This is a genomic window from Nocardioides zeicaulis (assembly GCF_042432345.1).
Classification (GTDB): domain Bacteria; phylum Actinomycetota; class Actinomycetes; order Propionibacteriales; family Nocardioidaceae; genus Nocardioides; species Nocardioides zeicaulis.
Genome location: NZ_JBHLXH010000001.1, coordinates 1,066,681 through 1,090,032 on the forward strand (window position 1 = coordinate 1,066,681; position 23,352 = coordinate 1,090,032).

Genomic DNA, 23,352 nt, shown 5'->3' on the forward strand with positions numbered 1-23,352 from the left:
GGGCCGGGCCGACGGCACGCCGCCGGCCCGGCCCTGCGCCGCTCGTGGCGGTGGTGCTCAGCGGATGGCCTTCGACCAGTTGGCCGCGAGGTACTCGCCGGCCTTCGTGGTCTGCGCGTCGGTCGGGATGACCGGGTCGCCGCTCACCTCGGGGAGCGCGTCCCACAGGTCGGCGTCGATGGTGCCGTCCTCGGCCATCTGGTCACCGCGCACCGGACGGGCGCCGCCCTTGAGCCACAGGTTCTGGCCCTCGTCGCTGTAGAGGAACTCCTGCCACAGCCGAGCGGCGGCCGGGTGCGGGGCGTCGGCGTTGACGGCCTGGAAGTAGTAGCCGGCCACGACGGCCTCCTCCGGGACGACCGTCTTCCACGTGTCCACGTTGGCCGCGGCGGCCGCACCGAGGTAGTCCCAGTCGATGACGACCGGCGTGGTGCCCTGCTCGATGGTGCCGGAGTCGGGGTCGACGGTGAGGAAGTTGCCGGCCTTCTTCAGCTGCGCGAAGAAGTCGACGCCGGGCGCGATGTCGTCGGCCGAGCCGCCGTTGGCGATCGAGGCCATCATCACGCCGCTGAACGCCGCGCCGGCCTGGGTCGGGTCGCCGTTGAGCGCGACCTTGCCCTTGAACTCCGGGCCGAGCAGGTCCTTGACCGAGGTGACGTCGGGGACGACGGCGGAGTCGTAGCCGATGGACATGTAGCCGCCGTAGTCGTTGACCCAGGTGCCGTCGGGGTCCTTGAAGTCGGCGGGGATGTCGTCGAACGTCTCGACCTGGTAGGGGGCGAACATGTCGGCGTTCGCCAGCGCGACGGACTGCCCGAGGTCGAAGACGTCGGGCGCGCGGTCGGTGCCCTTGAGGTCGTTGGCCGCGTTGATCTCGTCCTGCGAGGCGGCGTCGGGCTGGTCGGAGCTGACCTTGATGTCGTACTTGTCCTCGAACGTCGAGATGATCTCGGCGTAGTTGGCCCAGTCCGGCGGCAGCGCGATGACGTTGAGCTCGCCCTCGTCCTGCGCGGCCTTGACCAGCTCGTCCATCCCGCCGAAGTCGTCCGCGGAGGTCGCGGTCGCCGCGTCCACACCGCTCTCGGTGGTGGTGTCCGCCTTCTTCTCCGGCGCCGCGCAGGCGGCGGCCGACATGAGCGTCACCAGAGCGGTGAGGGATACGAGCGTCTTGCGGGTGTTCACGGTGCCTCCAGGGGTGTACGTGCCGAGAGTCATGGGTGTGCCGCGCGGAGCCTGGTAGGTCCCGTTGGACCGGAGGCTACTCCCGGATGACCGCACCGCAACCGCAGGATGAACCCCCGATCCCCTGCACGGGTCGCTTCGCGGGCACTAGGCTCCCCCCGCGCCGGCCGGTCCGGCGTCCGCGGCCCCGGTCGGGCCGACCTGCGGGGGTCCGTCGTGCGCCTTGTCCTGTTCTACGTCCTGCCACTCGTCCTGACGATCTACTGCCTCGTCGAGGCGATCACCAGCCGGGACGACGAGGTGCGTCACCTGCAGAAGACGTGGTGGATCCTGCTGATCCTGTTCTTCCCCTTCGTCGGGGCCGTCGCCTGGCTCGCGGCCGGCCGCCCGCAGCGCGCACCGCGCCGCCTCGGCCCCCACGAGCGCAGTGCCTCGACGTTCCCCGAGTACGACCGTCCCGGTCGCTTCGCCGCCAGCGACCCGGTGGCCGACGAGGAGTTCCTCAAGAAGGTGCGCGAGCGCGCCGAGGAGCAGCGCCGCAGGGCACGGGAGCAGAAGCAGCGCGAGGCCGGCGAGACCGGCTCCGGCGAGGCGGGCGGCCCGGCGTAGCATCAGCCGCCGTGAGCGCTGCTGAGTTCCACTACTCCGACCTCCTGCCGACCGCCGGTTCCAACGGCGCCGAGGAGACGCCGTACCGGCTCGTGACCACCGAGGGCGTCTCGACTCATCTGGTCGACGGACGCACCTTCCTCAAGGTCGAGCCCGAGGCGATCCGGCGGCTGACCGAGGAGGCGATGCACGACATCAGCCACTACCTGCGCCCCGGTCACCTCTCGCAGCTGCGCAGGATCATCGACGACCCCGAGGCGTCGGGCAACGACCGCTTCGTCGCGCTCGACCTGCTCAAGAACGTCAACATCTCCGCCGGCGGCGTGCTGCCGATGTGCCAGGACACCGGCACCGCGATCGTGATGGGCAAGAAGTCCGAGGGCGTGCTCACCGGCGCCGACGACGGCGAGGCGATCAGCCGCGGGGTGTACGACGCCTACACCCGGCTCAACCTGCGCTACTCCCAGCTCGCGCCGCTGACGACCTTCGAGGAGAAGAACACCGGCACCAACCTGCCGGCGCAGATCGAGCTCTACTCCACGCCCGCCAGGCCCGTCCCGGAGTACAAGTTCCTCTTCATGGCCAAGGGCGGCGGCTCGGCCAACAAGTCGTTCCTGTTCCAGGAGACCAAGGCCGTGCTCAACCCCACGCGCCTGATGGAGTTCCTCGACGAGAAGATCCGCTCGCTCGGCACCGCGGCCTGCCCGCCGTACCACCTGGCCATCGTCATCGGCGGCACCAGCGCGGAGTTCGCGCTCAAGACCGCCAAGTACGCCTCCGCGCACTACCTCGACGACCTGCCGACCGAGGGCTCGATGGCCGCGCACGGCATCCGCGACACCGAGCTGGAGGAGAAGGTCTTCGAGCTGACGCAGTCGTTCGGCATCGGCGCGCAGTTCGGCGGCAAGTACTTCTGCCACGACGTCCGCGTGGTCCGGCTCCCCCGCCACGGCGCGTCCTGCCCCGTCGCGATCGCCGTGTCGTGCTCGGCCGACCGCCAGGCGCTCGGCAAGATCACGCCGGAGGGCGTCTTCCTCGAGCAGCTCGAGACCGACCCCGCGCAGTACATGCCCGAGGCGGGGATGGCCGAGGACATCGCCGGCGGCGAGGTCGTGCAGGTCGACCTCAACCAGCCGATGGCCGACATCCTGGCCGAGCTCTCGAGGCACCCGGTGAAGACCCGGCTCTCCCTCACCGGCCCGCTGGTCGTGGCCCGCGACATCGCGCACGCCAAGATCAAGGAGCGCCTCGACGCGGGCGAGGAGATGCCGGCCTACCTCAAGGACCACCCCGTCTACTACGCCGGCCCGGCCAAGACCCCGGAGGGGATGCCCTCCGGGTCCTTCGGGCCCACCACCGCAGGCCGCATGGACTCCTACGTCGAGCAGTTCCAGGCCGCGGGCGGCTCGATGGTGATGCTCGCCAAGGGCAACCGCTCCAAGCAGGTGACCGAGGCGTGCGCCACCCACGGCGGCTTCTACCTCGGCTCGATCGGCGGCCCGGCCGCGCGCCTGGCCCAGGACTGCATCCGCTCGGTCGAGGTCGTCGAGTACGAGGAGCTCGGCATGGAGGCGGTGTGGAAGATCGAGGTCGAGGACTTCCCGGCCTTCATCGTCGTCGATGACAAGGGCAACGACTTCTTCACCGACCCGTCGGGCGCCGTCACCGTCCCCATCTCGGGCATCCGGGTGCGCTCCGCCGAGTAGCGCACACGAGCCCGCGCCCGCTGGCGCTGCGGCTGGTCAGTCCTTGCCGGCGAGACGGGTGGCCAGGCTGCGCGCTGCCGCGCCCGGGGCGTGGCCGAGCGGCTCGGCACCCTCGATGCGGTCCTGGTGGGCGCCCCCGACCAGCACCAGGCTGCGGCGCCGGGTCAGGGCGGTGACGACCTCCCGCACCGCGGGGAGGTCCTCGACCGTCGGGACGCCGATGACGACGGCGGCGGGGTCGAGGGAGCGCACCATGTCGACCCAGGCCTCGAGGGGCAGGTCGCTGCCGATGTAGGTCACGCCGATGCCGTGGCTGCGCAGCGCCGTCGCGAAGGACAGCACGCCGAGCTCGTGGCGCGAGCCGCGGGCGAGGCCGACTGCGACACGCGGCGCCTCCGGGGCAGCGGTGGGCAGCTCCTGGAAGGCGTGCGCCAGGCGACGGTGGACGGCGGCGCTGATGAAGTGCTCCCCCGCGACCGTGACCTGCCCGCGCTGCCAGGCCTCGCCGAGGCGCACCAGCGACGGCATCAGCCACTCGTCGACGACGACGTCGAGGTCGCTGCGCGAGAACGCCTCGTCGAGGACCTGCTCGACGCGGGCGAGGTCGAACTTCTCCGCGCAGCGCGCGAGCTCGTCGAGCGGCGCGGGCGCCCCGTCGACCTCGGGAGCCGGCGCGGCGGCCGGGGCCTCGAGCACCCGGCGGGCGGCCTCCTTGGGCGACCAGCCGGAGTCGACGAGGTGGCGCATCACGCTGAGGCGTCGGACGGACTCGTCGTCGTAGAGCCGGTAGTTGCCCTCGGTGCGCACGGGGCTCACCACCCCGTAGCGCTGCTCCCACTTGCGAAGGGTCTCGCGGGGCACGCCCGTGAGCTGCGCGGTGCGTCCGACGGTGTACACGTCTTGATCCTAGCCCACTTTGGACAAACGTTGGACAGAGCCTTTAGTCTCACGTTCTCCACCAACAGTGGACAAACTGTGGACAACCCGCGGTGCCGGCCGAGGAGGGCCTCATGACGCTGATCGACGAGCAGACCACCGTGGCGGAGGCCCGGCTCCAGTTCCGGTTGCGCGCGGCGGGCGCCGTGGCCCTGGCGGCAGCCGCGCTCGGCTCGGTGTGGAGCGCCTCCTCGCTGGCCGCTGTGCCCACCGGCAACCAGGACTGCGTGATGGACCTGGCGGCCGCCACCGGCTTCAGCAGCGGCTGCGACGAGGCCCGCACGCCCGCCTCGGCCCCCTGACGCGACGCCCGGCATGCCCCGTCGGTCAGGATGTGACCGTGGACGGTGTGCAGAGCGTCGAGGTGGCCCGCGCGGAGACCGAGCGCGGCGAGGTGGTGCTGCGTCGTCGGACGACCGGGGCGGGCGCCGACGTGCTGGAGCTGCGGGTCAACGGCGTCTTCGTGATGGACACCCTCGAGACCACGAGCGAGATCGAGCTCGCCGCGCAGGCCCTCGCCCTGGTCGAGGAGCCGGCGGCCGTGCTCGTCGGGGGCCTCGGCCTCGGCTACACGCTGCAGCGGGTGCTGGCCGACCCGCGGGTGCAGCGCGCGGTGGTCGTGGAGATCGAGCAGGCGCTCGTGGAGTGGATGCGCGACGGCACGGTGCCGCACGGACCCGCGCTGCTGGCCGACGCGCGGGCCAGCGTGGTCAACGCCGACATCGCGATGGCGATCGCCGAGGCGCGCACCCACTACGACCTGGTGCTGCTCGACGTCGACAACGGCCCCGGGTACCTCGTCCACCAGGCCAACGAGGCGGTCTACGAGCCGCAGTTCCTGCACCGGTGCCGCGACGTGCTCCGCGACGGCGGGGTGCTGGTGGTCTGGTCGGCCAACCCGGCGCCCGACCTCCTGGCCGCCATGCGCGACGTCTTCGGCGACGCCGAGGAGCAGGCCCACGACGTGCTGCTGCAGGACCGGCCGGAGCAGTACTTCCTCTACCTCGCCCGCCGCTAGGAGGACTCGGCCCGCCCAGCAGCCTCCTTCAGCGCAGGAACGCCTCCAGCAGCGGCCCCGCGGTCTGGGAGCCCGACTGGCCGTTCTCGACGAAGACCGCCACGGCGAGGTCGCCGCGGGTGGCGATCATCCAGGTGTGCGTGGGCAGCGCGCCCGAGGCGTCCGGCTCCCCGTACTCCGCGGTGCCGGTCTTCGCGCCGACCTCGCCCGGCACGTCGAGCAGGAACTGCCCCGAGCCCTCGGTGACCACCGCGCGCATGAGTCCCCTCAGGTCGCTTGACTCAGCGGGGGTGAGGGGGCGGTCCGGCGGGGTCTGCGTCACGGCGTGGTCGGGCAGCAGGACCGGCAGCACGGCCCGACCGGCCTGCACCGAGGCGGCCACCGTGGCCATCGCGAACGGGCTGGCGAGCACCGTTCCCTGACCGATCATGTCGGCCGCCGCGCCCGTCTCGGTCTCGGCGGGTGGCACCTGCCCGAAGTAGACCGGGAAGCCGAGGTCGTGGTCGACGCCGAGGCCCAGGGCGGCGGCCGCGGCCGACAGGTCGCCGGGGCGCAGGCGGTCGGCGTTGCCGATCATCGCGGTGTTGCACGAGCTCGCGACCGCGCGGGTGAACGTGACGTCGCCGAGCGCGGAGGCGGGGTAGTCGTCGTAGTTCTTGAACGAGCGGCCGTCGACCACCGTCGTGAGGGGGCACGACACCACGTCGTCGGGACGCAGGCCCGAGCGCAGCAGCGCGAGCGCGGAGACGACCTTGAACGTCGAGCCGGGTGCGTACTGCCCGGTCGAGGCGAGGTCGGAGCCGGCCGCCCCGGGGCCGTTGGCGGCGGCGAGGACGGCGCCGTCGGAGGGGCGGATCGCGACGAGCGCGCTGGCCGGTGCGTCGGCACCGGCGGCGGCGAGGATGCGCTCGGCCTTCGCCTGCAGCCCGGGGTCGAGGGTCGTCGCGAGGTCGGCGCCGTCGACCGCCGGGGCCTCGAAGAGGGTGCGCAGCGCGTCGTCGGCGCCGCGGGCGACGACCGCCGTGCCGCGGGCACCGGTGAGCTGCTCGTCGTAGCGCGCCTGCAGCCCGGACAGGCCGACCTCGTCGCCGGCCAGCACGCGCCCCTCCGAGGAGTCGACGAGCTCGGCGGTCGCCGGGCCCACCCGTCCGAGCAGCGCGGCGGCGAACTCGCGCGTCGGCGCGAGCGGCAGGGAGTCGCGCACGGCCAGGGCGCCGGGCACCCTGCGGAAGGCCGGCAGCACGTCGAGGGCGTCGTCCTCGCGCAGCACGAGCGCCTCGACGAACGCCTCCGGCCCCATCGCCTGCGCGCGGGCGACGAGGGCGGGAGCGTCGACGTCGAGCACGCGGGCGATCCGGCGGGCGCTGCGGGCCACCTGGGCGCCGTCCACCTTCGTCTTGTCGAGGCCGTAGCGCAGGACGGGCCGCTCGGTGACGAGCACGGCACCGTCCGCGCCCGTGATGTCGCCGCGCGCCGGCGTGAGCGTGCGCAGCCCGAGCGTGTCGCCCTCGGCGAGGTCGGGCGCGAGGTCGTCGGGCGACCAGGCGACGCTCCAGGTCTCGTCGTCGCCACCGCGGGTCAGGCCCACGGAGGTCTCGTACTGCCAGGCCGCCGCGTCGGACAGCTCCCAGCGCCAGGCGAGGGTCACGTCGGCGCGCCCCTCCTCCTCGACCTCCTGCACGTCGCCGACGCTGACCGAGACCGGCACCTCGTCGAGCGGTGCGACCACCTCGGCGAAGGAGCTGCGGGCCGACTCGTCGGTCAGCGGCACGTCGTCGAGCGTGTGCCGGGACAGGGCGGACGCGAGGTCGTCGGCCAGCGCGCGGGCGGTGTCCTGGTCGTCCTCGCCGCCGATCGCCGAGCAGGCCGAGCCGACCCCCACGAGCGCGACGACGATCCCGAGACGGAGAGATCGCATGGACCCATCGTGCCGGGGGTACGGTCGGGACCGTGACCGAGACACGCACCGAGCACGACTCGATGGGCGAGGTCGAGGTACCTCGCGACGCACTCTGGCGGGCGCAGACGCAGCGCGCGGTGGAGAACTTCCCGATCAGCGGGCTCACGCTCCAGCGCCGCCACGTGCAGGCGCTCGGGCACGTCAAGGCAGCGGCGGCCACCGCCAACGAGGGCCTCGGCGTGATCGCCCCGGAGCAGGCGCGCGCCATCGTCGCGGCCGCCGACGCGATCGTCGCCGGCGAGCACGACGCGCACTTCCCGCTCGACGTCTTCCAGACCGGGTCGGGCACCAGCTCGAACATGAACGCCAACGAGGTGATCGCGACGCTCGCGGCGCGCGCCGGCGTCGAGGTCCACCCCAACGACCACGTCAACGCCTCGCAGAGCAGCAACGACACGTTCCCCACCAGCATCCACGTGGCGGCCGCGCTCGCCGTCGTCGACGACCTGCTGCCGGCGCTCGACCGGCTGGCGTCCTCGTTCGAGCGCAAGGCCGAGGAGTTCGCGGACACCGTGAAGTCCGGCCGCACCCACCTGATGGACGCCACGCCCGTCACCCTCGGCCAGGAGATGGGGGCGTACGCCGCCACGCTCCGCCTCGGCGCCGAGCGGCTGGAGTCCGCGCTCCCCCGCGTCCGCGAGCTGCCGCTGGGCGGCACCGCCGTCGGGACCGGCATCAACACGCCGGCCGCCTTCGCCGAACGGGCCGTGGCCGCGCTCGCCGAGCGCACCGGCCAGCCCTTCACCGAGGCCCGGGACCACTTCGAGGCGCAGGGCACCCGCGACTCCCTCGTCGAGCTGTCCGGGGTCTTGCGCACCATCGCCGTCGGCCTGACGAAGATCTGCAACGACCTGCGCTGGATGTCGTCCGGGCCCACCACCGGCCTCGCCGAGATCCACCTGCCCGACCTCCAGCCGGGCTCGAGCATCATGCCCGGCAAGGTCAACCCGGTCCTCCCGGAGGCGACCCTGATGGTGTGCGCCCGGGTGGTGGGCAACGACGCCACGATCGCCTGGGCGGGGGCGTCCGGGAGCTTCGAGCTCAACGTGCAGATGCCCGTGATGGCCCACGCGCTGCTCGAGTCGGTGCACGTCCTGTCGACCTCGACGGTGCTGCTTGCGGAGCGCTGCGTGGACGGCATCACCGCCGACGCCGACCGGATGCGCCGCTACGCCGAGTCCTCGCCGTCGGTGGTCACGCCGCTCAACAAGCACATCGGCTACGAGGCCGCCGCCAAGGTCGCCAAGAAGGCGCTCGCCGACGGCGCCACCATCCGCGAGACCGTCGTGGCGATGGGGTTCGTCGAGCGCGGCGAGCTCACCGAGGAGCAGCTCGACGCAGCGCTCGACGTCGACTCGATGACGGGTCGCTGACCCCTCGACCGCCATACCCCCTGGGGGTATCATCGGTGGCATGGAGCACGACACCGACACGCACGGGCACGACCACCACGGCGGCTCGACCAGCGCCATGGCGGTCGCGGCCACCCTGCACTGCCTGACGGGGTGCGCCATCGGCGAGATCGCGGGCCTCGTGATCGGCAGCGCCGCGGGCCTGGGCAACGTCGAGACCATCGCGCTCAGCATCGCCCTGGCCTTCGCCTTCGGCTACACGCTGTCGACGTTGCCGCTGCTCCGTGCCGGCCTGGCGGTCGGCGCGGCGCTGTCGGTCGTGCTCGCCGCGGACACCCTCTCGATCCTCACGATGGAGGTCGTCGACAACCTGGTCGTCGCCGTGGTGCCGGGCGCGATGGACGCGGGCCTGCCCGACGCCCTGTTCTGGGTGTCGATGATGCTCTCGCTCGTCGTCGCGTTCCTCGCCGCATGGCCGGTCAACCGGTGGCTGCTCGAGCGCGGCAAGGGCCACGCGCTCACCCACGCGTACCACGGGGCAGCGCCGGTGGGAGCTCGCCGGTTCGTGCCCGACCTGGCCACGCCCACGCTGGTCGCGGCGATCACCGCTTTCATGCTCGGCGGGCTGCTCGTCGCCGTCGCCGGCTGACGCCGGCCCGGGGACCGGCTCAGTACCAGCCGTGGCCCTGCTTGAAGCTCCACGCGCTGCACGGGGTGCCGTAGGCGTCCTGGATGTACTCCAGGCCCCAGCGGATCTGCACCTCGGCCGAGGTCATGTAGCCGGCCGGCATGTCGTGGAGCTCGGTCAGCGCCTGCGGGATGCCGTAGGCCGACGAGGAGGGGTTGTCGGCGTCGATGCGCCACCCGGACTCGCTCATGTAGAGCGCGTCGAGGCAGGAGAACTGGTCGGAGGAGAAGCCGTAGGCGGGCAGCAGCGCGCGGGCGATGTCACGCGGGTCGCCCTCGGAGAGCTTCTCGGACCTCGTCACGGCCGTGCCGGAGGAGACGGACAGGGCGGCGGCCTTTGCCGAGCCGGAGCGCTCCTTGCGGACCGCGGAGCGCGAGACGGTCTGCCGCTGGGCGCGCTGCTCGCGGTCGGCCGCGCTCATCGTGCGCGCGTCGGTGGCGGCGGGGGCGCCGGAGGGGGAGCCAGTGGTCTCGCTGCTCACGTCGGCGGCGGCCGGGGCGAGCGAGGGGTCGCTCGACAGCAGCCCGCCGGAGACGGTGATGCCGGTGGCGGCCGCGGCGAGGCCCGTCAGGGCGACGCCGGTGCGCAGGGCTCGGCGGGGCGCGCGGACGGCCTTGTGCTTGCCGGGGGCGCGGTGGGTGGGGACGTACTTCTCAGGCTTCGGCACAGTTCTCACGGGGGTTGAGGACAGGGGACGAACGACGCGCGTCGGCGCCGACCGGCGTGCTCGTGGACAGGCGGACGGCAGCGGTGGAACCGGGCCATCAGGCCCTGCCACGACCCGAGGTCACGAAACGGTCACGAGCCACCATGCATGAGGCTCGGAGGGCGTGCAAACCGAACGCCGCAATTGGCGTCGCCTCTTCTGTCACACAGACCACGGAAGCACGCACCGACCCCACGCGTCCCGGTACGACGGCCCCACACCGTCGTACCGGGACGCGGGTCACACCCCTCCAGGGTCGTCGGACGACTCAGAGCGTGACGTTCTCCAGCATCTCGGTGACCAGCGCCGCGATCGGCGAGCGCTCGGAGCGGGTCAGCGTGACGTGGGCGAAGAGCGGGTGGCCCTTGAGCTTCTCCACCACCGCGACGATCCCGTCGTGGCGACCCACCCGCAGGTTGTCGCGCTGGGCGACGTCGTGGGTGAGGACCACCTTGGAATTGGCGCCGATGCGCGAGAGCACGGTGAGCAGCACGTTGCGCTCGAGCGACTGCGCCTCGTCGACGATCACGAACGCGTCGTGGAGCGACCGGCCGCGGATGTGGGTCAGCGGCAGCACCTCGAGCATCCCGCGGTCCATGATCTCGTCGACGACGTCGCTCGAGGTCAGCGCGCCCAGGGTGTCGAACACCGCCTGGCCCCACGGCGACATCTTCTCGTTCTCCGAGCCGGGGAGGTAGCCGAGCTCCTGGCCGCCGACGGCGAAGAGCGGGCGGAAGACGACGACCTTCTTGTGCTGGCGGCGCTCCATCACCGCCTCGAGCCCCGCGCACAGCGCCATCGCGGACTTGCCGGTGCCGGCGCGGCCCCCGAGCGAGACGATGCCGACCTCGGGGTCGAGCAGCATCTCCAGGGCGATGCGCTGCTCGGCGGAGCGGCCGTGGATGCCGAAGGCGTCACGGTCGCCGCGCACGAGGTGGACCCTCTTGTCGGCGCCGACCCGAGCGAGCGCGGTGCCGCGGTCGGAGAGCAGGACGAGACCGTTGTGGCACGGCAGGTCGCGGGCGTCCGCCAGGTCGATGACGCCGTCCTCGTAGAGCTCGTCGAGGTCCGTGGCCGGCACCTCGAGCTCGGCCATGCCGGTGTAGCCGGTGTCGGAGTCGCTGATCGCCTCCGCGCGGTACTCCTGCGCGTCGAGGCCGACCGCGGAGGCCTTGATCCGCAGCGGGAGGTCCTTGGAGACCAGCGTGACGCGGTGGCCCTCGTCGGCGAGGTTGCGCGCGACGGCGAGGATCCGGGTGTCGTTGTCGCCGAGGCGGAAGCCCGACGGCAGCGAGGAGGCGTCGGTGTGGTTGAGCTCCACCCGCAGGCTGCCGCCCTCGGTGCCGATCGGCACCGGCTCGTCGAGGCGGCCGTGGAGGATCCGCAGCTCGTCGAGGGCGCGGAGGGCCGAGCGGGCGAAGAAGCCCAGCTCGGGGTGGTGGCGCTTGCCCTCGAGCTCGGTGATCACCACGACCGGGAGGACGACCTCGTGCTCGGCGAAGCGGCGGATCGCGCCGGGATCGGCGAGGAGCACGCTCGTGTCGAGGACGTAGGTGAGCCGGTCGTCCGGGCCGGCGGGAGCTGCGGCGGAGCTGGGCGATGCGGTGTTGCTGGCCACGACTTACCCCTTTGAGGGCCGGCGCGCGCACTCCCCGCCCGGCCCGTCGTCACTCAACGGACCGGAGAGCTCCCATCAGAGTGCCCACGGACTGCCTCCCGGTTCGACAGGCTTCCCCACCTGCCGATGGCGCGAACGTACGCCGCCTCCCGTCCCGATCCGGGACGACACGCCCGAACGCGAGGTGACGGGCGTGTGACGGTTCCGGACCGGTTCGGAGTGGCGGCGGAGCGCGCGCGTCAGCCGCCGAAGCGGCGCTCGCGGGCGGCGTACGCCCGGATCGCGCGGAGGAAGTCGACGCGACGGAAGTCGGGCCACAGCGCCTCGCAGAAGTAGAACTCCGAGTTGGCCGACTGCCACAGCAGGAACCCGCCGAGGCGCTGCTCGCCGGAGGTGCGGATGACGAGGTCGGGGTCGGGCTGGCCCTTGGTGTAGAGGTGGTCGGCGATGTGCTCGACGTCGATCAGGTCGGCGAGCTCCTCCAGGGAGGTGCCGCGGCCGGCGTGGTCGGAGAGCAGCGCCCGCACGGCGTCGGCGATCTCGCGGCGGCCGCCGTAGCCGACGGCGACGTTGACCAGGATGCCGTCGATGTCGCGGGTGGCCTCCTCGGCCGCCTTGAGCCGCGCAGCGGTCTCGGTGGGCAGCAGGTCGAGCGCCCCGACCGGGTGGATCCGCCACCGGCCGGCCTCGGCGAGCGACTCGACGGCGCCCTCGATGATGGCGAGGAGACCGGTCAGCTGCTCGGGCGGGCGGTTGGTGAGGTTGTCGCTCGAGAGCAGCCACAGCGTGACCACCTCGACGCCGACCTCCTCGCACCAGCCGAGCAGGGGGCGGATGTTGTCGGCGCCGGCCTGGTAGCCCTCGGCGGTGTTGAGCCCGACTGCCTTGGCCCAGCGGCGGTTGCCGTCGAGCATCACGCCCACGTGCTTCGGGATCTGGTCGGCGGACAGGCTGCGCACCATGCGGGACTCGTAGGCCGGGTAGAGCACCCGTCGCACCGCGTCCTTTGCCTTGCCCACCGACCGATCGTAACGCCGTGTGAGCGATCGCTCCGACCGACCGGCTGCGTGAGTCGCCACCAGACCGGTACTTTAGGACCATGGAGACCGCCCCGTGACACCTCGCGACCGCGTCGAGCGCGCCTCCGGCCTGATGGCCGACAAGGTCGAGCGCGCCGGCGAGATGATGGCCGACAAGATGGCCGAGGTGAAGCCGAAGCTGCGCGGCTGGCTGCACGCGGGCACGGCGCCGGTCGCCCTCGCCGCCGGCATCGTCCTCGTGGCGCTGTCCCCCACGGCGACCACCCGGATCGGCTCGGCGGCCTTCGCGCTGTCCGCGCTCCTGGTCTTCACCGTCTCGGCGATCTACCACCGTGGCACCTGGTCGCCGCGCACGTGGGCGTTCCTGCGCCGCTTCGACCACGCGAACATCTTCGTGCTCATCGCCGGCACCTACACCCCGTACGCACTCCTGTTCCTGCACGGCTCGACCCGCGCCACCCTGCTCTGGATCGTGTGGTCGGCCGCGGTGGCCGGAGTGGTCTTCCGCGTCTTCTGGACCGACGCACCGCGCTGGCTCTACACCCCGATGTACATCGCGCTCGGCTGGGCCGCGGTCTTCTTCATCCCGCAGTTCGTCGACGGCGCCGACAAGTTCAGCTCGGGCATCGCGATCGCCACCCTCGTCCTGGTCGCGGCGGGCGGGCTCCTCTACACCCTCGGCGGCGTGGTCTACGGCCTCAAGAGGCCCGACCCCTCCCCCCGCTGGTTCGGCTTCCACGAGGTGTTCCACTCCTTCACCGTCCTCGCCTTCGCGGCCCACTACGTCGGGGTCTCGCTGGCGACGTACTCGCTGCGCTGACCGCCCTCCCCCTGTCCGGGGCGTCTGACCGGCTCAGCCGAGGCTGAGGACGGCGAACACCGCGAAGCCGGCGACGACCACCAGCGCGGCCAGCACCAGCGCCGCGACCGGAGATCTCCGGGCCAGGCGCTCGACGGCGACGTAGGTCGCCGCGATGACCGCGAGCCCGACGGTGACGTGGAGCAGGACCGCGAGCACGACGCCGGCGACGGCCCCGGCCATCCGCAGCCGGCCCCACAGCAGGCTCAGCGCGAGCGGCACGACGACGGCGCCGCCGAACCCGCCGACGACCTCGAGCCACCAGGGACGGTCGCCCATCCACGGCAGGTCGACCGCACCGACCCACGACCGGTCGAACAGGTCGGAGGTCGCGCTGTAGCCGAGCCAGAGGATGGAGGCGGTGGTCGCGGCCGCGGCCCCGCGGTAGGACCAGCGGCGGGCACGCGACCAGGGCACCTCGCGGCCGACGAAGATGGTCGCCACCGTCACGGCCGTCCACACGATCCAGCGGCGGACCACGCCCGTGCCGGTGTCGGCCATGGCGTCGCGGAAGACCCGGTCGGCCGTGACGCGGTCGACGACGTGGCCCTCGGTCGAGACGTAGGACGACGGCCCGTCGGGCCCGGCGACGAGGGCGTCGTGGAGCAGGGCGGCCGGCAGGTGGGCGCCGGTCTTGGGCACCAGCCACGTGAAGAGCGCCGGCACCGAGGTGAGGTCGGTGCGGAAGTCGGGGTCGTCGGGCACCAGCAGCTCGCCGAGGAGGCGGTCGCGGTAGCCCAGGCGGCGTTCGAGGGAGAAGGTCTCCACCCCCTCCTCGGCGTGCCGCTCGAGGACGATGCGCATGTCGGCGGTCGGGTCGGGCGGCTCGCCCGGTGACCCGTCGCGGCCGAGCGTGCCGCCGTCGTGGAACCGGTGGGGCTCCTGCGCCACCGGGTCGGTCATCGACGCCACACGGTCCCGAGCCTGCATGCGGCCAGTCTGGCGCGACCCACCGACACCGGGAAGGCACCCGGTAGTCCGTATCAAATGGGTCGCTCCCGGGCCCCGAGCGGAACCCATTTGATACGGACTACCGCGAGGGCGGCTGCGGGTGGCGCCCTAGGGTGCGCCCATGACCACCGCGCGGACCGTGCCCGTCACCACGGAGATGGACGGTGACGAGCTCGACGCGATGGACGCCTGGCAGCTGGCCCGCCACCACGGCCTGAAGCGCGTCGTGGTCGAGTCGTTCGTGCGGTTCCGCTACGGCGACGGCTTCACCAACTCCCGCGCCCTGGCGCTGCAGGCGTGCCTGGCGGTCGTGCCGTTCCTGCTGGCGCTCACGGGCCTGGCCTCCGACCTCGACGAGGAACGCCCCGCGACCGTCGTGGCCCAGGTCGTGGACTCGCTCTCGCCCGGGTCGGGCGACGCCGACGCTCTCGCCTCGGCCGTGGAGGGCTCGGACGGGTCCGGCGGTGCCGTCGGCTCCGAGGAGGCCGGCGAGGTCGCGCTCGTGCTGGGCCTCGGCTTCGCGCTGGTGCCGATGACCACCGCCATGGCGCAGGTCGAGCGCGGCGCCAACCGCATCTACGGCATCCGCCGCGACCGGAAGGCCCTGCACAAGTACGGCCGCGCCGCGGTGCTGACCGCCCTGCTCGCCGTGCCGGTCGGGGCGGGCTTCGTGATGATCGTCGGTGGTGGTGCGCTGGGCGACGCGATGGCGGAGAGCTACGGCTGGTCGGAGGAGGCCGTGCTGTGGTGGGACGTGCTGCGCTGGCCCGCCGGGATCGCCCTGCTCGTCCTCACCATCGCCGTGCTGCTCGACCACGCCCCGCGGCGGCGCCAGCCGGCGCTGTCGTGGCTGGCGCTCGGGGCGGCGATCGCGGTCGCGCTGATCGGCCTGGCCACGGTGGGTCTCGCGCTCTACGTCCGGCTCAGCGGCTCGTTCGGCGACGTCTACGGCCCGCTGGCGGGCGTGTTCGCGCTGCTGCTGTGGGCGCTGCTGTCGTCGGTGTCGTTCTTCTTCGGCACCGCGGTGTGCGCCCAGCTCGAGGCGCTGCGTGCCGGCGAGGAGACCCCCGCCCTCGACGACCCCGGCCGCCCGCACGCCCGCACCGTCGGCGAGGGCGCCGTCGACTGACCGCCGCCCGCCCGCCCCGCCCCGGGGTATCTAGGGACGAAATGGTGGGCGAAAGGGCCTCTTGACCCACCAGAACGTCCCTAGATACCAGGAGGGGGCGGGGGCAGGAGGGCCAGGAGGGGGCGCAGGTCGTCGCCGACGGCGGTGGCGCCGGCGTCGGTGAGGACCGAGGCCGGGTGGGTGGTCGCGACGCCGTGCACCCGTCGTACGCCGGCGGCGCGGGCGGCGCGGACCCCGGCCGGCGAGTCCTCCGCGGCGACGGCCAGCGCGGCGTCGACGCCGAGCCGCTCGCAGGCCAGGGCGAACCCGGCCGGGTGCGGCTTGCCGTCGACCACGTCCTCGGCGGTGACCACCTCGTCGACGCCGTCGGGGAGGTCGAGGGACTCCAGGAGCGAGCGCTGCACCCACGGCGGCCGGGCCGAGGTCACGATCGCGACCGGGACGCCCGCCTCCCGGGCGCCGAGCAGCAGCTCGCGCGCACCCGGCACCGGCCGCGCCGCCTCGTCGGGGACGTGGGCGAGGACCCCCGCCAGCACCTCCGCCGGGTCGAGGCCGGCCCAGGGGCCGGGCTCGGTGGCGAAGACGTCCTCGGCGCGCCGGCCGGTGAAGACCGACAGGTCGGGGACGTCCCAGCCGCGGTGGGCGAAGTAGGCGCGGTAGCCCGCGCGGTGGATCGGCTCGGAGTCGACCAAGGTGCCGTCGAGGTCGAGCAGGAACGCCGAGACGGGCGGTCGGGCGCCCGTCACGGGAGCGCGAACAGCGGGTCGCCGGCGGCGACGACGGTGCCGAGGGCGTCGCTGGTGACCGAGCCCTTCACGCCGTCCATCAGCACGACGGGCACGACCGGCGAGACGTCCTGGCCGCCCGCCGACGACGGCAGGGCGGAGGGGTCCCACGTGATCATCGGGTCGCCCGCGGCGACCTCCGCGCCCTGGGTGGCGAGCACCTCGAAGCCCTCGCCGTCGAGCCGCACGGTGTTGATGCCGAGGTGCACCAGCACGCCGACGCCGTCGCCGAGGACGACGAAGGCGTGCGGGAGGACCTTGAGCACCTTCCCCGCGATCGGCGACACCACGGTCGTACGGCCCGGGGCGGGCTCGAGCGCGACGCCCGGGCCGACCATCTCCTCGGCGAAGACCGGGTCGGGGACGTCGCTCATCGCGACGACCCGGCCGGGGCAGGGAGCCAGGACGTGGGTCACATCAGGTCCTCGATGTCGTCGGCCAGGTTGTCGGCCTCGGGGCCGACGACGACCTGCACGACGGTGCCGCTGGCCATCACGCCGTGGGCGCCGGCGGCCTTGAGCGCGGCCTGGTCGACGAGCGAGCCGTCCTTGACCTCGGTGCGCAGGCGGGTGATGCAGGCCTCGATCTCGACGACGTTGTCGGCGCCGCCGAGGCCGGCGAGGATCTGCTCTGCCTTGGTGCTCATGGGGGTTCCTCTCGGTGGGGGGTCGGGGGTGGTCCGCGGGCTCAGCGGTCGGTCTGGGTGACCTTGGCCAGGCCGCGGGGGTTGTCGGGGTCCAGGCCCAGTGTGCGCGCGAGCCGCTCGATCATGAGCTGGGCGGGCACGATCGAGGCGACCGGCTCCACGGTCTCGGGCAGGTCGGGTCCGGCGAGGTGGACGTCGCAGCGGGCGGCGAAGTCGGCGGTGCCGCCCAGGCCCAGCACCCGCGCGCCGCGCTGGTGGAGGTCGTCGGCGAGCTCGGCCATGGCGTCGGCGAGCGGCCCGCTCGCCGCGGCGACGAGGACGGCCAGCACGCCGTCGCCGACGACGGAGATCGGCCCGTGCCGCAGGTCGGCGTAGGAGTAGCCCCGCACCGGTCGCAGGCAGGTCTCCTCCATCTTGAGCGCGGTCTCGAGCGCCGTGCCGAGCAGCAGCCCGCGACCGGAGACCACGACCTGCCGGGCGTCGGCCAGCGCGGAGGCGGCGGCAGTGACGTCGGTCTCGAGCAGCCCGGCCACCGCGTCAGGCACCCGGTCGAGGTCGGCCACGGCGGCCTCGGCGGCGTCCTCCGGGCCGAGCGCGGCCGCGACGACGCCGAGCGCGAGCATCTGGGTGAGGTAGGTCTTGGTCGCCGGCACCGCGACCTCCGGCCCCGCCTGCGTGGCCAGGGCCAGGTCGGCGGCCTCGAGGAGGGGCGAGCCCGGCACGTTGGAGACCGCGACCGTCGCCGCGCCGCACCCGCGCGCCCACTCCTGGGTCTCCACGATCTCGGCGGTCGATCCGGACTGCGAGACCGAGACCACGACGGTGTCGGTGAGGTCGAGGCGGGCCCGGTAGTGGGTCGCCACGCTGGGCGCGGCCAGCGCGGCCGGGACGCCGGCCGCCGTCTCGAGGAGGTAGCGGCCGTAGATCGCGGCGTTGTCGCTCGACCCGCGCGCCACCAGCAGCACCCGCCGGCGGTCGCGGGCCAGCGCGCGCAGGGCGGCCTGCTGCGGCAGCAGGTGGTCGAGCGTGCGGCGGGCCGCCTCGGGCTGCTCGGCGACCTCCGCCGCCATGCGGGTCAGGGTGGTGGTCATCGGGTCCTCTGTCCTTGACAAGCCGCGACGACTGCGGCCATGCTCCAACTGGTACGTACCAGACCGTACCAATTGGATCCCCTTCCGTCGAGAGGCACCGATGACCCGCAGGATCGACGACGGCCCCCGGCCCAAGCACGCGCAGCTCAGCGACGTGCTGGCCGAGCTGGCGCTGCGCGACCTCGGTCCGGACGTGGCCATCCCGTCGGAGCGCGAGCTGATGACGACGTACGACGTCTCGCGCGCCACGGTGCGCAAGGCGATCGACAACCTCGTCACCGGCGGCCTGCTGACGCGCATCCAGGGCAAGGGCACCTTCGTCGCCCGCCCGCGCATCGAGAGCCGCCTCCACCTCGCGTCGTTCTCCCAGGACATGCGCCGCCGCGGCCTGACGCCCTCGACCCGGCTGCTCCGCGTCGACGAGGAGCGTCCGCCCACCGAGGTGGCGCGCTCGCTGCGGCTCGGCGCGAACGGGACCGCGTGGCGGATCGACCGGATCCGGCTCGCCGACGACCAGCCGATGGCGATCGAGCAGGGCTGGTACCCCACCGACCGGCTGCCCGACCTCGACGCGGAGGACCTGTCCGGCTCGCTCTACACGCTCTTCGCGGACCGCTACGACCTCGTCATCGACAGCGCCGAGCAGACGCTGTGGGGCGAGTCGGCCGAGGGCAGCACCGCCCGCCGCCTCGAGGCCCCCCTGCACACCCCCCTGCTCGTCTTCCGCCGCACCTCCACCGCCGCCGGGCGACCGCTCGAGCACGTCGTCTCGCGCTACCGCGGCGACCGCTACCAGCTCCACATGACCCTCGGGCCGACGCCCGGCTCCGACACCGACACCCGCACCACCACCGCGTAACCGCACCACCGCCACCTGAAGGGACCCCCACCATGACCACCCAGGACGCCGCCGCAGGCGGCACCACGACGGAGAAGCGCCGGCTCAACCTCGCGCCCGTCCAGAAGTTCGGGCGCAGCCTCATGCTCCCCATCGCCGCCCTCCCGGTCGCGGCGCTGCTGCTGCGGCTGGGCCAGCCCGACCTGCTCGGCGCCGACGGCCTCGGCTGGACCGACGTCGCCGCTGTCATCGGCGCGGCCGGCGGGGCGCTCTTCGACAACCTCCCGCTGCTCTTCGCGGTCGGCGTGGCGATCGGCATGGCGAAGAAGGCGGACGGCTCGACCGCCCTCGCCGCGGTCGTGGGCTACCTCGTCTTCAAGGGCGTCGGCGAGGCCATGTCGCCGACCGTGCTCGGCCTGCCCGAGGGCGACGACGCCCAGCAGCTGGTCAACTACGGCGTGCTCGGCGGCATCATCTCCGGCCTGGTCGCCGCGTGGCTGTGGCAGCGGTACCACCGGATCTCGCTGCCGCCCTACCTCGCGTTCTTCGGCGGGCGCCGGTTCGTCCCGATCATCACGGCCATCACGATGATGCTCATCGCCGTCGTCACCAGCTTCCTCTACAAGGGGTTCGACGCCGGCCTGACCAACCTCGGCGACTGGGTGACCAGCAACGACGTCGTCGGCGGCTTCGTCTACGGCACCCTCAACCGGCTGCTGATCCCGCTCGGCCTGCACCACATCCTCAACTCGGGGCCTTGGTTCCTCATCGGCTCCTACGAGGGCTCGCAGGGCGTCGTCACCGGCGACATCCCGCGCTTCCTGGCCGGCGACCCCACCGCCGGCGCGTTCATGACCGGCTTCTTCCCGATCATGATGTTCGCGCTCCCGGCCGCCGCGTTCGCGATCTGGCACGAGGCCAAGCCGCAGCACAAGAAGGCCGTCGGCGGCATCATGCTCTCCGCCGCGCTCACCGCGTTCCTCACCGGCGTCACCGAGCCGCTCGAGTTCGCCTTCATGTTCGTGGCGTGGCCGCTCTACGTCATCCACGCCTTGCTCACCGGCACCTCGATGGCGCTGATGAACGGGCTCGGCGTCAAGGACGGCTTCGGCTTCTCCGCCGGCCTGTTCGACTACGTGCTCAACTTCAACATCGCCACCAAGCCGTTGCTGATCATCCCGATCGGCCTGGCCTACGCGGCGGTCTACTACGTCCTGTTCCGGGCCGTGATCCGGAGGTGGAACCTCAAGACCCCCGGCCGCGAGGAGGAGGGCGAGGCCTCGCTCGCCGAGGCGGACACCAGCGCGTGACCACCCTCCTCACCGCACAGCAGGTCGTCACCCCGGCGCGGGTCCTCGCGCCGGGGTGGCTCCTGCTCGACGGCGACCGCGTGGTCGAGGTCGGCGAGGGGGCGCCACCGCGCACCCCCGACCTGGACCTCGGTGACGTCACCGTGTGCCCCGGCTTCGTGGACCTGCACGTGCACGGCGGCGGGGGCGCCGCCTTCGAGACCGGTACGCCGGAGGCGGCACGCACGGTCGCGGCCGCCCACCTCGCCCACGGCACGACCTCGATCGCGGCCAGCCTGGTCACCGACACCCGCGAGGTCATGGAGCGCACCGTGCGCGACCTGGCCCGCTGCGTCGACGACGGCCTGCTCGCCGGGCTGCACCTGGAGGGGCCGTGGCTCAGCCCGGCCCGCTCCGGCGCGCACTCCCCCGGCGCCCTCGCGCTGCCCGCGCGGGAGCACGTCGAGGCGCTGCTCGACGCCGGTGGCGACGCCGTCCGCATGGTCACCCTCGCCCCCGAGCTCACCGGTGGGCTCGACGCGGTGCGGCTGCTGGTCGAGCGCGGCGTGGTGGCGGCCGTGGGCCACACCGACGCCACCTACGACCAGGCCCGCGCCGCGATCGACGCCGGGGCCCGGCTCGGCACCCACCTCTTCAACGCGATGCGACCGATGCACCACCGCGAGCCCGGCGCGGTCGGGGCGCTGCTCGCCGCCGACGCCGACGTCGAGCTGATCGCCGACGGGGTGCACCTGCACCCCGCGGTGCTGCGCACGGTGTTCGCCGCCAAGCCCGGCCGCTGCGTGCTGGTCACCGACGCGATGGCCGCGGCGGGCGCGCCCGACGGCGACTACCGCCTCGGCGCGATGGACGTCGAGGTGCGCGAGGGCGTCGCCCGGCTCGCCTCCGACGACGGTGCGGGCGCCATCGCCGGCTCGACGCTCACCATGGACGCAGCCGTGCGCTTCGCCGTGACGCAGGCGGGCGTGCCGCTCGCCGACGCCGTCCACGCCGCCAGCACCGCGCCCGCCCGGGTGTGGGGGCTGGACGACGTGGGCGCCCTCGAGGCCGGACGCCGGGCGGACCTGGTGGTCCTCGACGCCGGCCTCGAGGTCGCGCGGGTGATGCAGGCGGGCGCCTGGGTCAGCCCTTCGTCGACCCCAGCGTGAGGCCGGAGACGAACTGCTTCTGCAGCGCGAAGAACACCACCAGCACCGGCAGCGCGACGATGATCGATCCCGCCGCGACCAGGTTGGTGTCGGTGAAGAACTGGCCGCGCAGGTTGTTGAGCGCGGACGTCACCGGCAGCTTGTCACCCTGCTGGATCAGCACGGTCGCCCAGAAGAACTCGTTGTAGATCCAGGTCACCTGGAGCGTCGCGAGCGCGGCCAGCGCCGGGCGTACGAGCGGCATCGTGAGCTGCCAGTACTGGCGCCACACGCTCGCGCCGTCGAGCTCGGCCGACTCGTAGATCTCGTGCGGCAGCGTCTTCATGTAGTTGCTGAGCACGAACGTGCAGAAGCCCAGCTGGAACGCGGTGTTGACCAGGATCAGTGCCCAGAAGCTGTTGAGCATCGAGCCCGAGTCGCTCATGAAGTAGGGCAGCGGCACCTCGCGGAACATCCGGAACACCGGGATGAGCAGCGCCTGCGGGGGCAGCAGGTTGGCGGCGAGGAAGACCCCGAGCAGGGTCAGGTTGAAGCGGTAGCTGAACCGCGCCAGCACGAACGCCACCATCGACGACAGGAACAACGTCAGCGCCACCGCCGGGACGGTGATGAGCAGCGAGTTCTTCATGTGCAGCCCGAAGTTCCCGCGCGACCACGCCTCCTCGTAGTTGGAGAACGTCCAGCCGCCGAACGAGAGGTACCCGTTGGCCTGGGTGTAGTCGTACTCGCGGAAGGAGTTGATCAACGCCCACAGCAGCGGGAACAGCCACGCCAGCGCGAGGAGCGCGACGATGACGGTCACCACGACGCCGCGCGGCTTGCTCAGCACGCCGCCCTCGACGCGCTTGGGGGGCGTGCGGGCGTCACGGGCCGCCTCGGGGACGGCCACGGGGGCCTCGGTGCTCATCCTCGGCGCTCCTCACGGAAGACGTTGCGGAGGTAGATGGTGATGAAGATCGAGGAGATCAGCATCATGATGACCGCGAGCGCGGAGCCGAAGCCGTAGCGCGTCGCCTCGCCGATCACGTTCTGGGCGACCAGCGCGCCGATCAGCTCGAGGCCGTTGCGGCCCTTGTTGACCACCCAGACCAGGTCGAAGGCGCGCAGCGACTCGATCACCACGATGACGATCACGATCATGTTGATCGGGCGCATCACCGGGAAGATCACGTTGAAGAACGTCCTCACCTCGCTGGCGCCGTCGACCGCGGCCGCCTCGCGCAGGGAGGCGTCGACGCCCTTCAGGCCGGCCAGGTAGATCAGCATGATGTAGCCGGTGTGGCGCCAGGCGGTCGCGACCAGCACGGCCCACAGGTTGATGTCGGGGTCGCCGTACCAGTCGACCTGGGTGTGGAAGACCTGGTTGATCAGGCCCTGGTCGCGGGAGTAGAAGAGCTGCCAGATGAACCCGATGAGGGCCAGCGACAGCACGACCGGCATGTAGAACGCGGTCTGGTAGATCCGGCTGCCGCGCACCTCGCGGTCGAGGATCACCGCCAGCAGGACGCCGAGCATCGTCGGGAGGACGAAGAGGAACCCGAGCCAGATGAGGTTGTGCTGGATCGCCGGCCAGAACGGCGGGTAGATCGTGGCGATGTCCTGGTAGTTCTGGAAGCCGACCCACTCGATCGTGTCGAGGTCGCCGAAGCCGTTCCACTTGCCGAAGGACAGCACCACCGACAGCAGCGCCGGCAGCCAGACCAGCAGCAGCACGAGCACCAGCGGGATGGTCACCATCAGGATCACGGTGAGCCGGTCGCGGGCCGGCAGCTTCTTCTCG

General features: G+C 72.7%; 24 protein-coding genes. 11 read left to right on the plus strand and 13 right to left on the minus strand.

What is annotated here, in order from left to right:
• Nucleotides 1-57: 57 nt before the first annotated feature.
• A complete protein-coding gene (locus ACFFJG_RS05325; RefSeq protein WP_378517560.1) occupies nt 58-1,182 on the minus strand; it encodes an ABC transporter substrate-binding protein in 1,125 nt (374 codons plus the stop codon).
• Between the two features lie 216 nt (nt 1,183-1,398).
• Here ACFFJG_RS05325 and ACFFJG_RS05330 point away from each other — a divergent pair, with 216 nt between their 5' ends.
• The gene (locus ACFFJG_RS05330) at nt 1,399-1,791 is read left to right on the plus strand and encodes a PLD nuclease N-terminal domain-containing protein (RefSeq protein WP_378517561.1); all 393 of its coding nucleotides are present in this window, start codon (nt 1,399-1,401) and stop codon (nt 1,789-1,791) included.
• An 11-nt stretch (nt 1,792-1,802) separates the two neighbouring features.
• Complete coding sequence (locus ACFFJG_RS05335) at nt 1,803-3,497, plus strand: fumarate hydratase (RefSeq protein WP_378517562.1); 1,695 nt, start codon at nt 1,803-1,805, stop codon at nt 3,495-3,497.
• A gap of 36 nt (nt 3,498-3,533) precedes the next feature.
• Here the strand turns inward: ACFFJG_RS05335 and ACFFJG_RS05340 are convergent, their stop codons facing one another.
• Nucleotides 3,534-4,394 carry a MerR family transcriptional regulator gene (locus ACFFJG_RS05340; RefSeq protein WP_378517563.1) on the minus strand — a complete coding sequence of 287 codons (861 nt, stop codon included), beginning with the start codon at nt 4,392-4,394 and terminating at the stop codon, nt 3,534-3,536.
• A 113-nt stretch (nt 4,395-4,507) separates the two neighbouring features.
• On the opposite strand from ACFFJG_RS05340, the gene ACFFJG_RS05345 reads away from it, so the two are divergent.
• On the plus strand, nt 4,508-4,735 hold the full coding sequence (locus ACFFJG_RS05345; protein WP_378517564.1) for a hypothetical protein: 228 nt from the start codon (nt 4,508-4,510) through the stop codon (nt 4,733-4,735).
• 38 nt (nt 4,736-4,773) lie between these two features.
• On the plus strand, nt 4,774-5,451 hold the full coding sequence (locus ACFFJG_RS05350) for a spermidine synthase (protein ID WP_378517565.1): 678 nt from the start codon (nt 4,774-4,776) through the stop codon (nt 5,449-5,451).
• A gap of 28 nt (nt 5,452-5,479) precedes the next feature.
• Here ACFFJG_RS05350 and ACFFJG_RS05355 read toward each other — a convergent pair whose 3' ends face one another.
• The gene (locus tag ACFFJG_RS05355) at nt 5,480-7,369 is read right to left on the minus strand and encodes a penicillin-binding transpeptidase domain-containing protein (RefSeq protein ID WP_378517566.1); all 1,890 of its coding nucleotides are present in this window, start codon (nt 7,367-7,369) and stop codon (nt 5,480-5,482) included.
• A 32-nt stretch (nt 7,370-7,401) separates the two neighbouring features.
• Here ACFFJG_RS05355 and ACFFJG_RS05360 point away from each other — a divergent pair, with 32 nt between their 5' ends.
• Together ACFFJG_RS05360 and ACFFJG_RS05365 are read left to right on the plus strand one after the other, a co-directional pair.
• Complete coding sequence (locus ACFFJG_RS05360; protein ID WP_378517567.1) at nt 7,402-8,784, plus strand: class II fumarate hydratase; 1,383 nt, start codon at nt 7,402-7,404, stop codon at nt 8,782-8,784.
• A gap of 40 nt (nt 8,785-8,824) precedes the next feature.
• On the plus strand, nt 8,825-9,412 hold the full coding sequence (locus ACFFJG_RS05365; RefSeq protein WP_378517568.1) for a DUF4396 domain-containing protein: 588 nt from the start codon (nt 8,825-8,827) through the stop codon (nt 9,410-9,412).
• A gap of 19 nt (nt 9,413-9,431) precedes the next feature.
• Here ACFFJG_RS05365 and ACFFJG_RS05370 read toward each other — a convergent pair whose 3' ends face one another.
• From ACFFJG_RS05370 to ACFFJG_RS05380, 3 genes are all read right to left on the minus strand, one after another.
• On the minus strand, nt 9,432-10,118 hold the full coding sequence (locus tag ACFFJG_RS05370) for an aggregation-promoting factor C-terminal-like domain-containing protein (RefSeq protein WP_378517569.1): 687 nt from the start codon (nt 10,116-10,118) through the stop codon (nt 9,432-9,434).
• Between the two features lie 307 nt (nt 10,119-10,425).
• A complete protein-coding gene (gene phoH2, locus ACFFJG_RS05375) occupies nt 10,426-11,775 on the minus strand; it encodes an RNA 5'-3' helicase PhoH2 (protein WP_378517570.1) in 1,350 nt (449 codons plus the stop codon).
• A 239-nt stretch (nt 11,776-12,014) separates the two neighbouring features.
• Complete coding sequence (locus ACFFJG_RS05380) at nt 12,015-12,737, minus strand: isoprenyl transferase (RefSeq protein WP_378519454.1); 723 nt, start codon at nt 12,735-12,737, stop codon at nt 12,015-12,017.
• Between the two features lie 151 nt (nt 12,738-12,888).
• Here ACFFJG_RS05380 and trhA point away from each other — a divergent pair, with 151 nt between their 5' ends.
• Nucleotides 12,889-13,635 carry a PAQR family membrane homeostasis protein TrhA gene (gene trhA, locus ACFFJG_RS05385; RefSeq protein WP_378517571.1) on the plus strand — a complete coding sequence of 249 codons (747 nt, stop codon included), beginning with the start codon at nt 12,889-12,891 and terminating at the stop codon, nt 13,633-13,635.
• Nucleotides 13,636-13,668: 33 nt separating this feature from the next.
• On the opposite strand, the gene ACFFJG_RS05390 is transcribed toward trhA, so the two are convergent.
• On the minus strand, nt 13,669-14,604 hold the full coding sequence (locus ACFFJG_RS05390; protein WP_378517572.1) for a DUF1353 domain-containing protein: 936 nt from the start codon (nt 14,602-14,604) through the stop codon (nt 13,669-13,671).
• 142 nt (nt 14,605-14,746) lie between these two features.
• Between ACFFJG_RS05390 and ACFFJG_RS05395 the strand changes: the two genes are divergently transcribed.
• The gene (locus ACFFJG_RS05395) at nt 14,747-15,754 is read left to right on the plus strand and encodes a YihY/virulence factor BrkB family protein (RefSeq protein WP_378517573.1); all 1,008 of its coding nucleotides are present in this window, start codon (nt 14,747-14,749) and stop codon (nt 15,752-15,754) included.
• 80 nt (nt 15,755-15,834) lie between these two features.
• Here the strand turns inward: ACFFJG_RS05395 and ACFFJG_RS05400 are convergent, their stop codons facing one another.
• The 4 genes from ACFFJG_RS05400 to ACFFJG_RS05415 are packed head-to-tail and all read right to left on the minus strand — an operon-like array spanning nt 15,835 to nt 18,276.
• Nucleotides 15,835-16,500 carry an HAD family hydrolase gene (locus ACFFJG_RS05400; RefSeq protein ID WP_378517574.1) on the minus strand — a complete coding sequence of 222 codons (666 nt, stop codon included), beginning with the start codon at nt 16,498-16,500 and terminating at the stop codon, nt 15,835-15,837.
• Nucleotides 16,497-16,955, minus strand: a complete 459-nt coding sequence (locus ACFFJG_RS05405; protein WP_378517575.1) for a PTS sugar transporter subunit IIA — start codon at nt 16,953-16,955, stop codon at nt 16,497-16,499. Before ACFFJG_RS05405 ends, ACFFJG_RS05400 begins: the two co-directional genes overlap by 4 nt.
• Nucleotides 16,952-17,185 (minus strand): PTS sugar transporter subunit IIB, encoded by a 234-nt coding sequence (locus tag ACFFJG_RS05410; protein WP_211730702.1) that lies wholly within the window; start codon nt 17,183-17,185, stop codon nt 16,952-16,954. The genes ACFFJG_RS05405 and ACFFJG_RS05410 overlap by 4 nt, the downstream gene beginning before the upstream one ends.
• A 41-nt stretch (nt 17,186-17,226) precedes the next feature.
• Nucleotides 17,227-18,276, minus strand: coding sequence for an SIS domain-containing protein (locus tag ACFFJG_RS05415; RefSeq protein WP_378517576.1), 1,050 nt, complete (start codon nt 18,274-18,276; stop codon nt 17,227-17,229).
• A 100-nt stretch (nt 18,277-18,376) separates the two neighbouring features.
• On the opposite strand from ACFFJG_RS05415, the gene ACFFJG_RS05420 reads away from it, so the two are divergent.
• From ACFFJG_RS05420 to nagA, 3 genes are read left to right on the plus strand one after another with little or no spacing between them, the layout of a single operon-like run.
• Nucleotides 18,377-19,135, plus strand: coding sequence for a GntR family transcriptional regulator (locus ACFFJG_RS05420; protein WP_378517577.1), 759 nt, complete (start codon nt 18,377-18,379; stop codon nt 19,133-19,135).
• 32 nt (nt 19,136-19,167) lie between these two features.
• The gene (locus ACFFJG_RS05425) at nt 19,168-20,424 is read left to right on the plus strand and encodes a PTS transporter subunit EIIC (RefSeq protein WP_378517578.1); all 1,257 of its coding nucleotides are present in this window, start codon (nt 19,168-19,170) and stop codon (nt 20,422-20,424) included.
• A complete protein-coding gene (nagA, locus tag ACFFJG_RS05430) occupies nt 20,421-21,572 on the plus strand; it encodes an N-acetylglucosamine-6-phosphate deacetylase (RefSeq protein WP_378517579.1) in 1,152 nt (383 codons plus the stop codon). The genes ACFFJG_RS05425 and nagA overlap by 4 nt, the downstream gene beginning before the upstream one ends.
• Here nagA and ACFFJG_RS05435 read toward each other — a convergent pair.
• Both ACFFJG_RS05435 and ACFFJG_RS05440 read right to left on the minus strand, forming a co-directional pair.
• Nucleotides 21,547-22,479: a carbohydrate ABC transporter permease gene (locus ACFFJG_RS05435; protein ID WP_378517580.1), complete on the minus strand. Its 933-nt coding sequence runs from the start codon at nt 22,477-22,479 to the stop codon at nt 21,547-21,549. The genes nagA and ACFFJG_RS05435 overlap by 26 nt on opposite strands.
• Nucleotides 22,476-23,352, minus strand: an 877-nt coding sequence (locus ACFFJG_RS05440) for a carbohydrate ABC transporter permease (RefSeq protein WP_378517581.1), incomplete at its 5' end; no start/stop codon positions are given. The genes ACFFJG_RS05440 and ACFFJG_RS05435, both read right to left, overlap by 4 nt.

Coding starts and splice junctions, on each gene's coding strand:
- ACFFJG_RS05355 (WP_378517566.1), bottom strand. CDS start 7,369: ATGCGATCTCTCCGTCTCGGGATCGTCGTCGCGCTCGTGGGGGTCGGC.
- ACFFJG_RS05380 (WP_378519454.1), bottom strand. CDS start 12,737: ATGGTGCGCAGCCTGTCCGCCGACCAGATCCCGAAGCACGTGGGCGTG.
- ACFFJG_RS05420 (WP_378517577.1), top strand. CDS start 18,377: ATGACCCGCAGGATCGACGACGGCCCCCGGCCCAAGCACGCGCAGCTC.
- ACFFJG_RS05365 (WP_378517568.1), top strand. CDS start 8,825: ATGGAGCACGACACCGACACGCACGGGCACGACCACCACGGCGGCTCG.
- ACFFJG_RS05395 (WP_378517573.1), top strand. CDS start 14,747: ATGACCACCGCGCGGACCGTGCCCGTCACCACGGAGATGGACGGTGAC.
- ACFFJG_RS05415 (WP_378517576.1), bottom strand. CDS start 18,276: ATGACCACCACCCTGACCCGCATGGCGGCGGAGGTCGCCGAGCAGCCC.
- ACFFJG_RS05345 (WP_378517564.1), top strand. CDS start 4,508: ATGACGCTGATCGACGAGCAGACCACCGTGGCGGAGGCCCGGCTCCAG.
- ACFFJG_RS05435 (WP_378517580.1), bottom strand. CDS start 22,479: ATGAGCACCGAGGCCCCCGTGGCCGTCCCCGAGGCGGCCCGTGACGCC.
- ACFFJG_RS05390 (WP_378517572.1), bottom strand. CDS start 14,604: ATGCAGGCTCGGGACCGTGTGGCGTCGATGACCGACCCGGTGGCGCAG.
- ACFFJG_RS05410 (WP_211730702.1), bottom strand. CDS start 17,185: ATGAGCACCAAGGCAGAGCAGATCCTCGCCGGCCTCGGCGGCGCCGAC.
- ACFFJG_RS05425 (WP_378517578.1), top strand. CDS start 19,168: ATGACCACCCAGGACGCCGCCGCAGGCGGCACCACGACGGAGAAGCGC.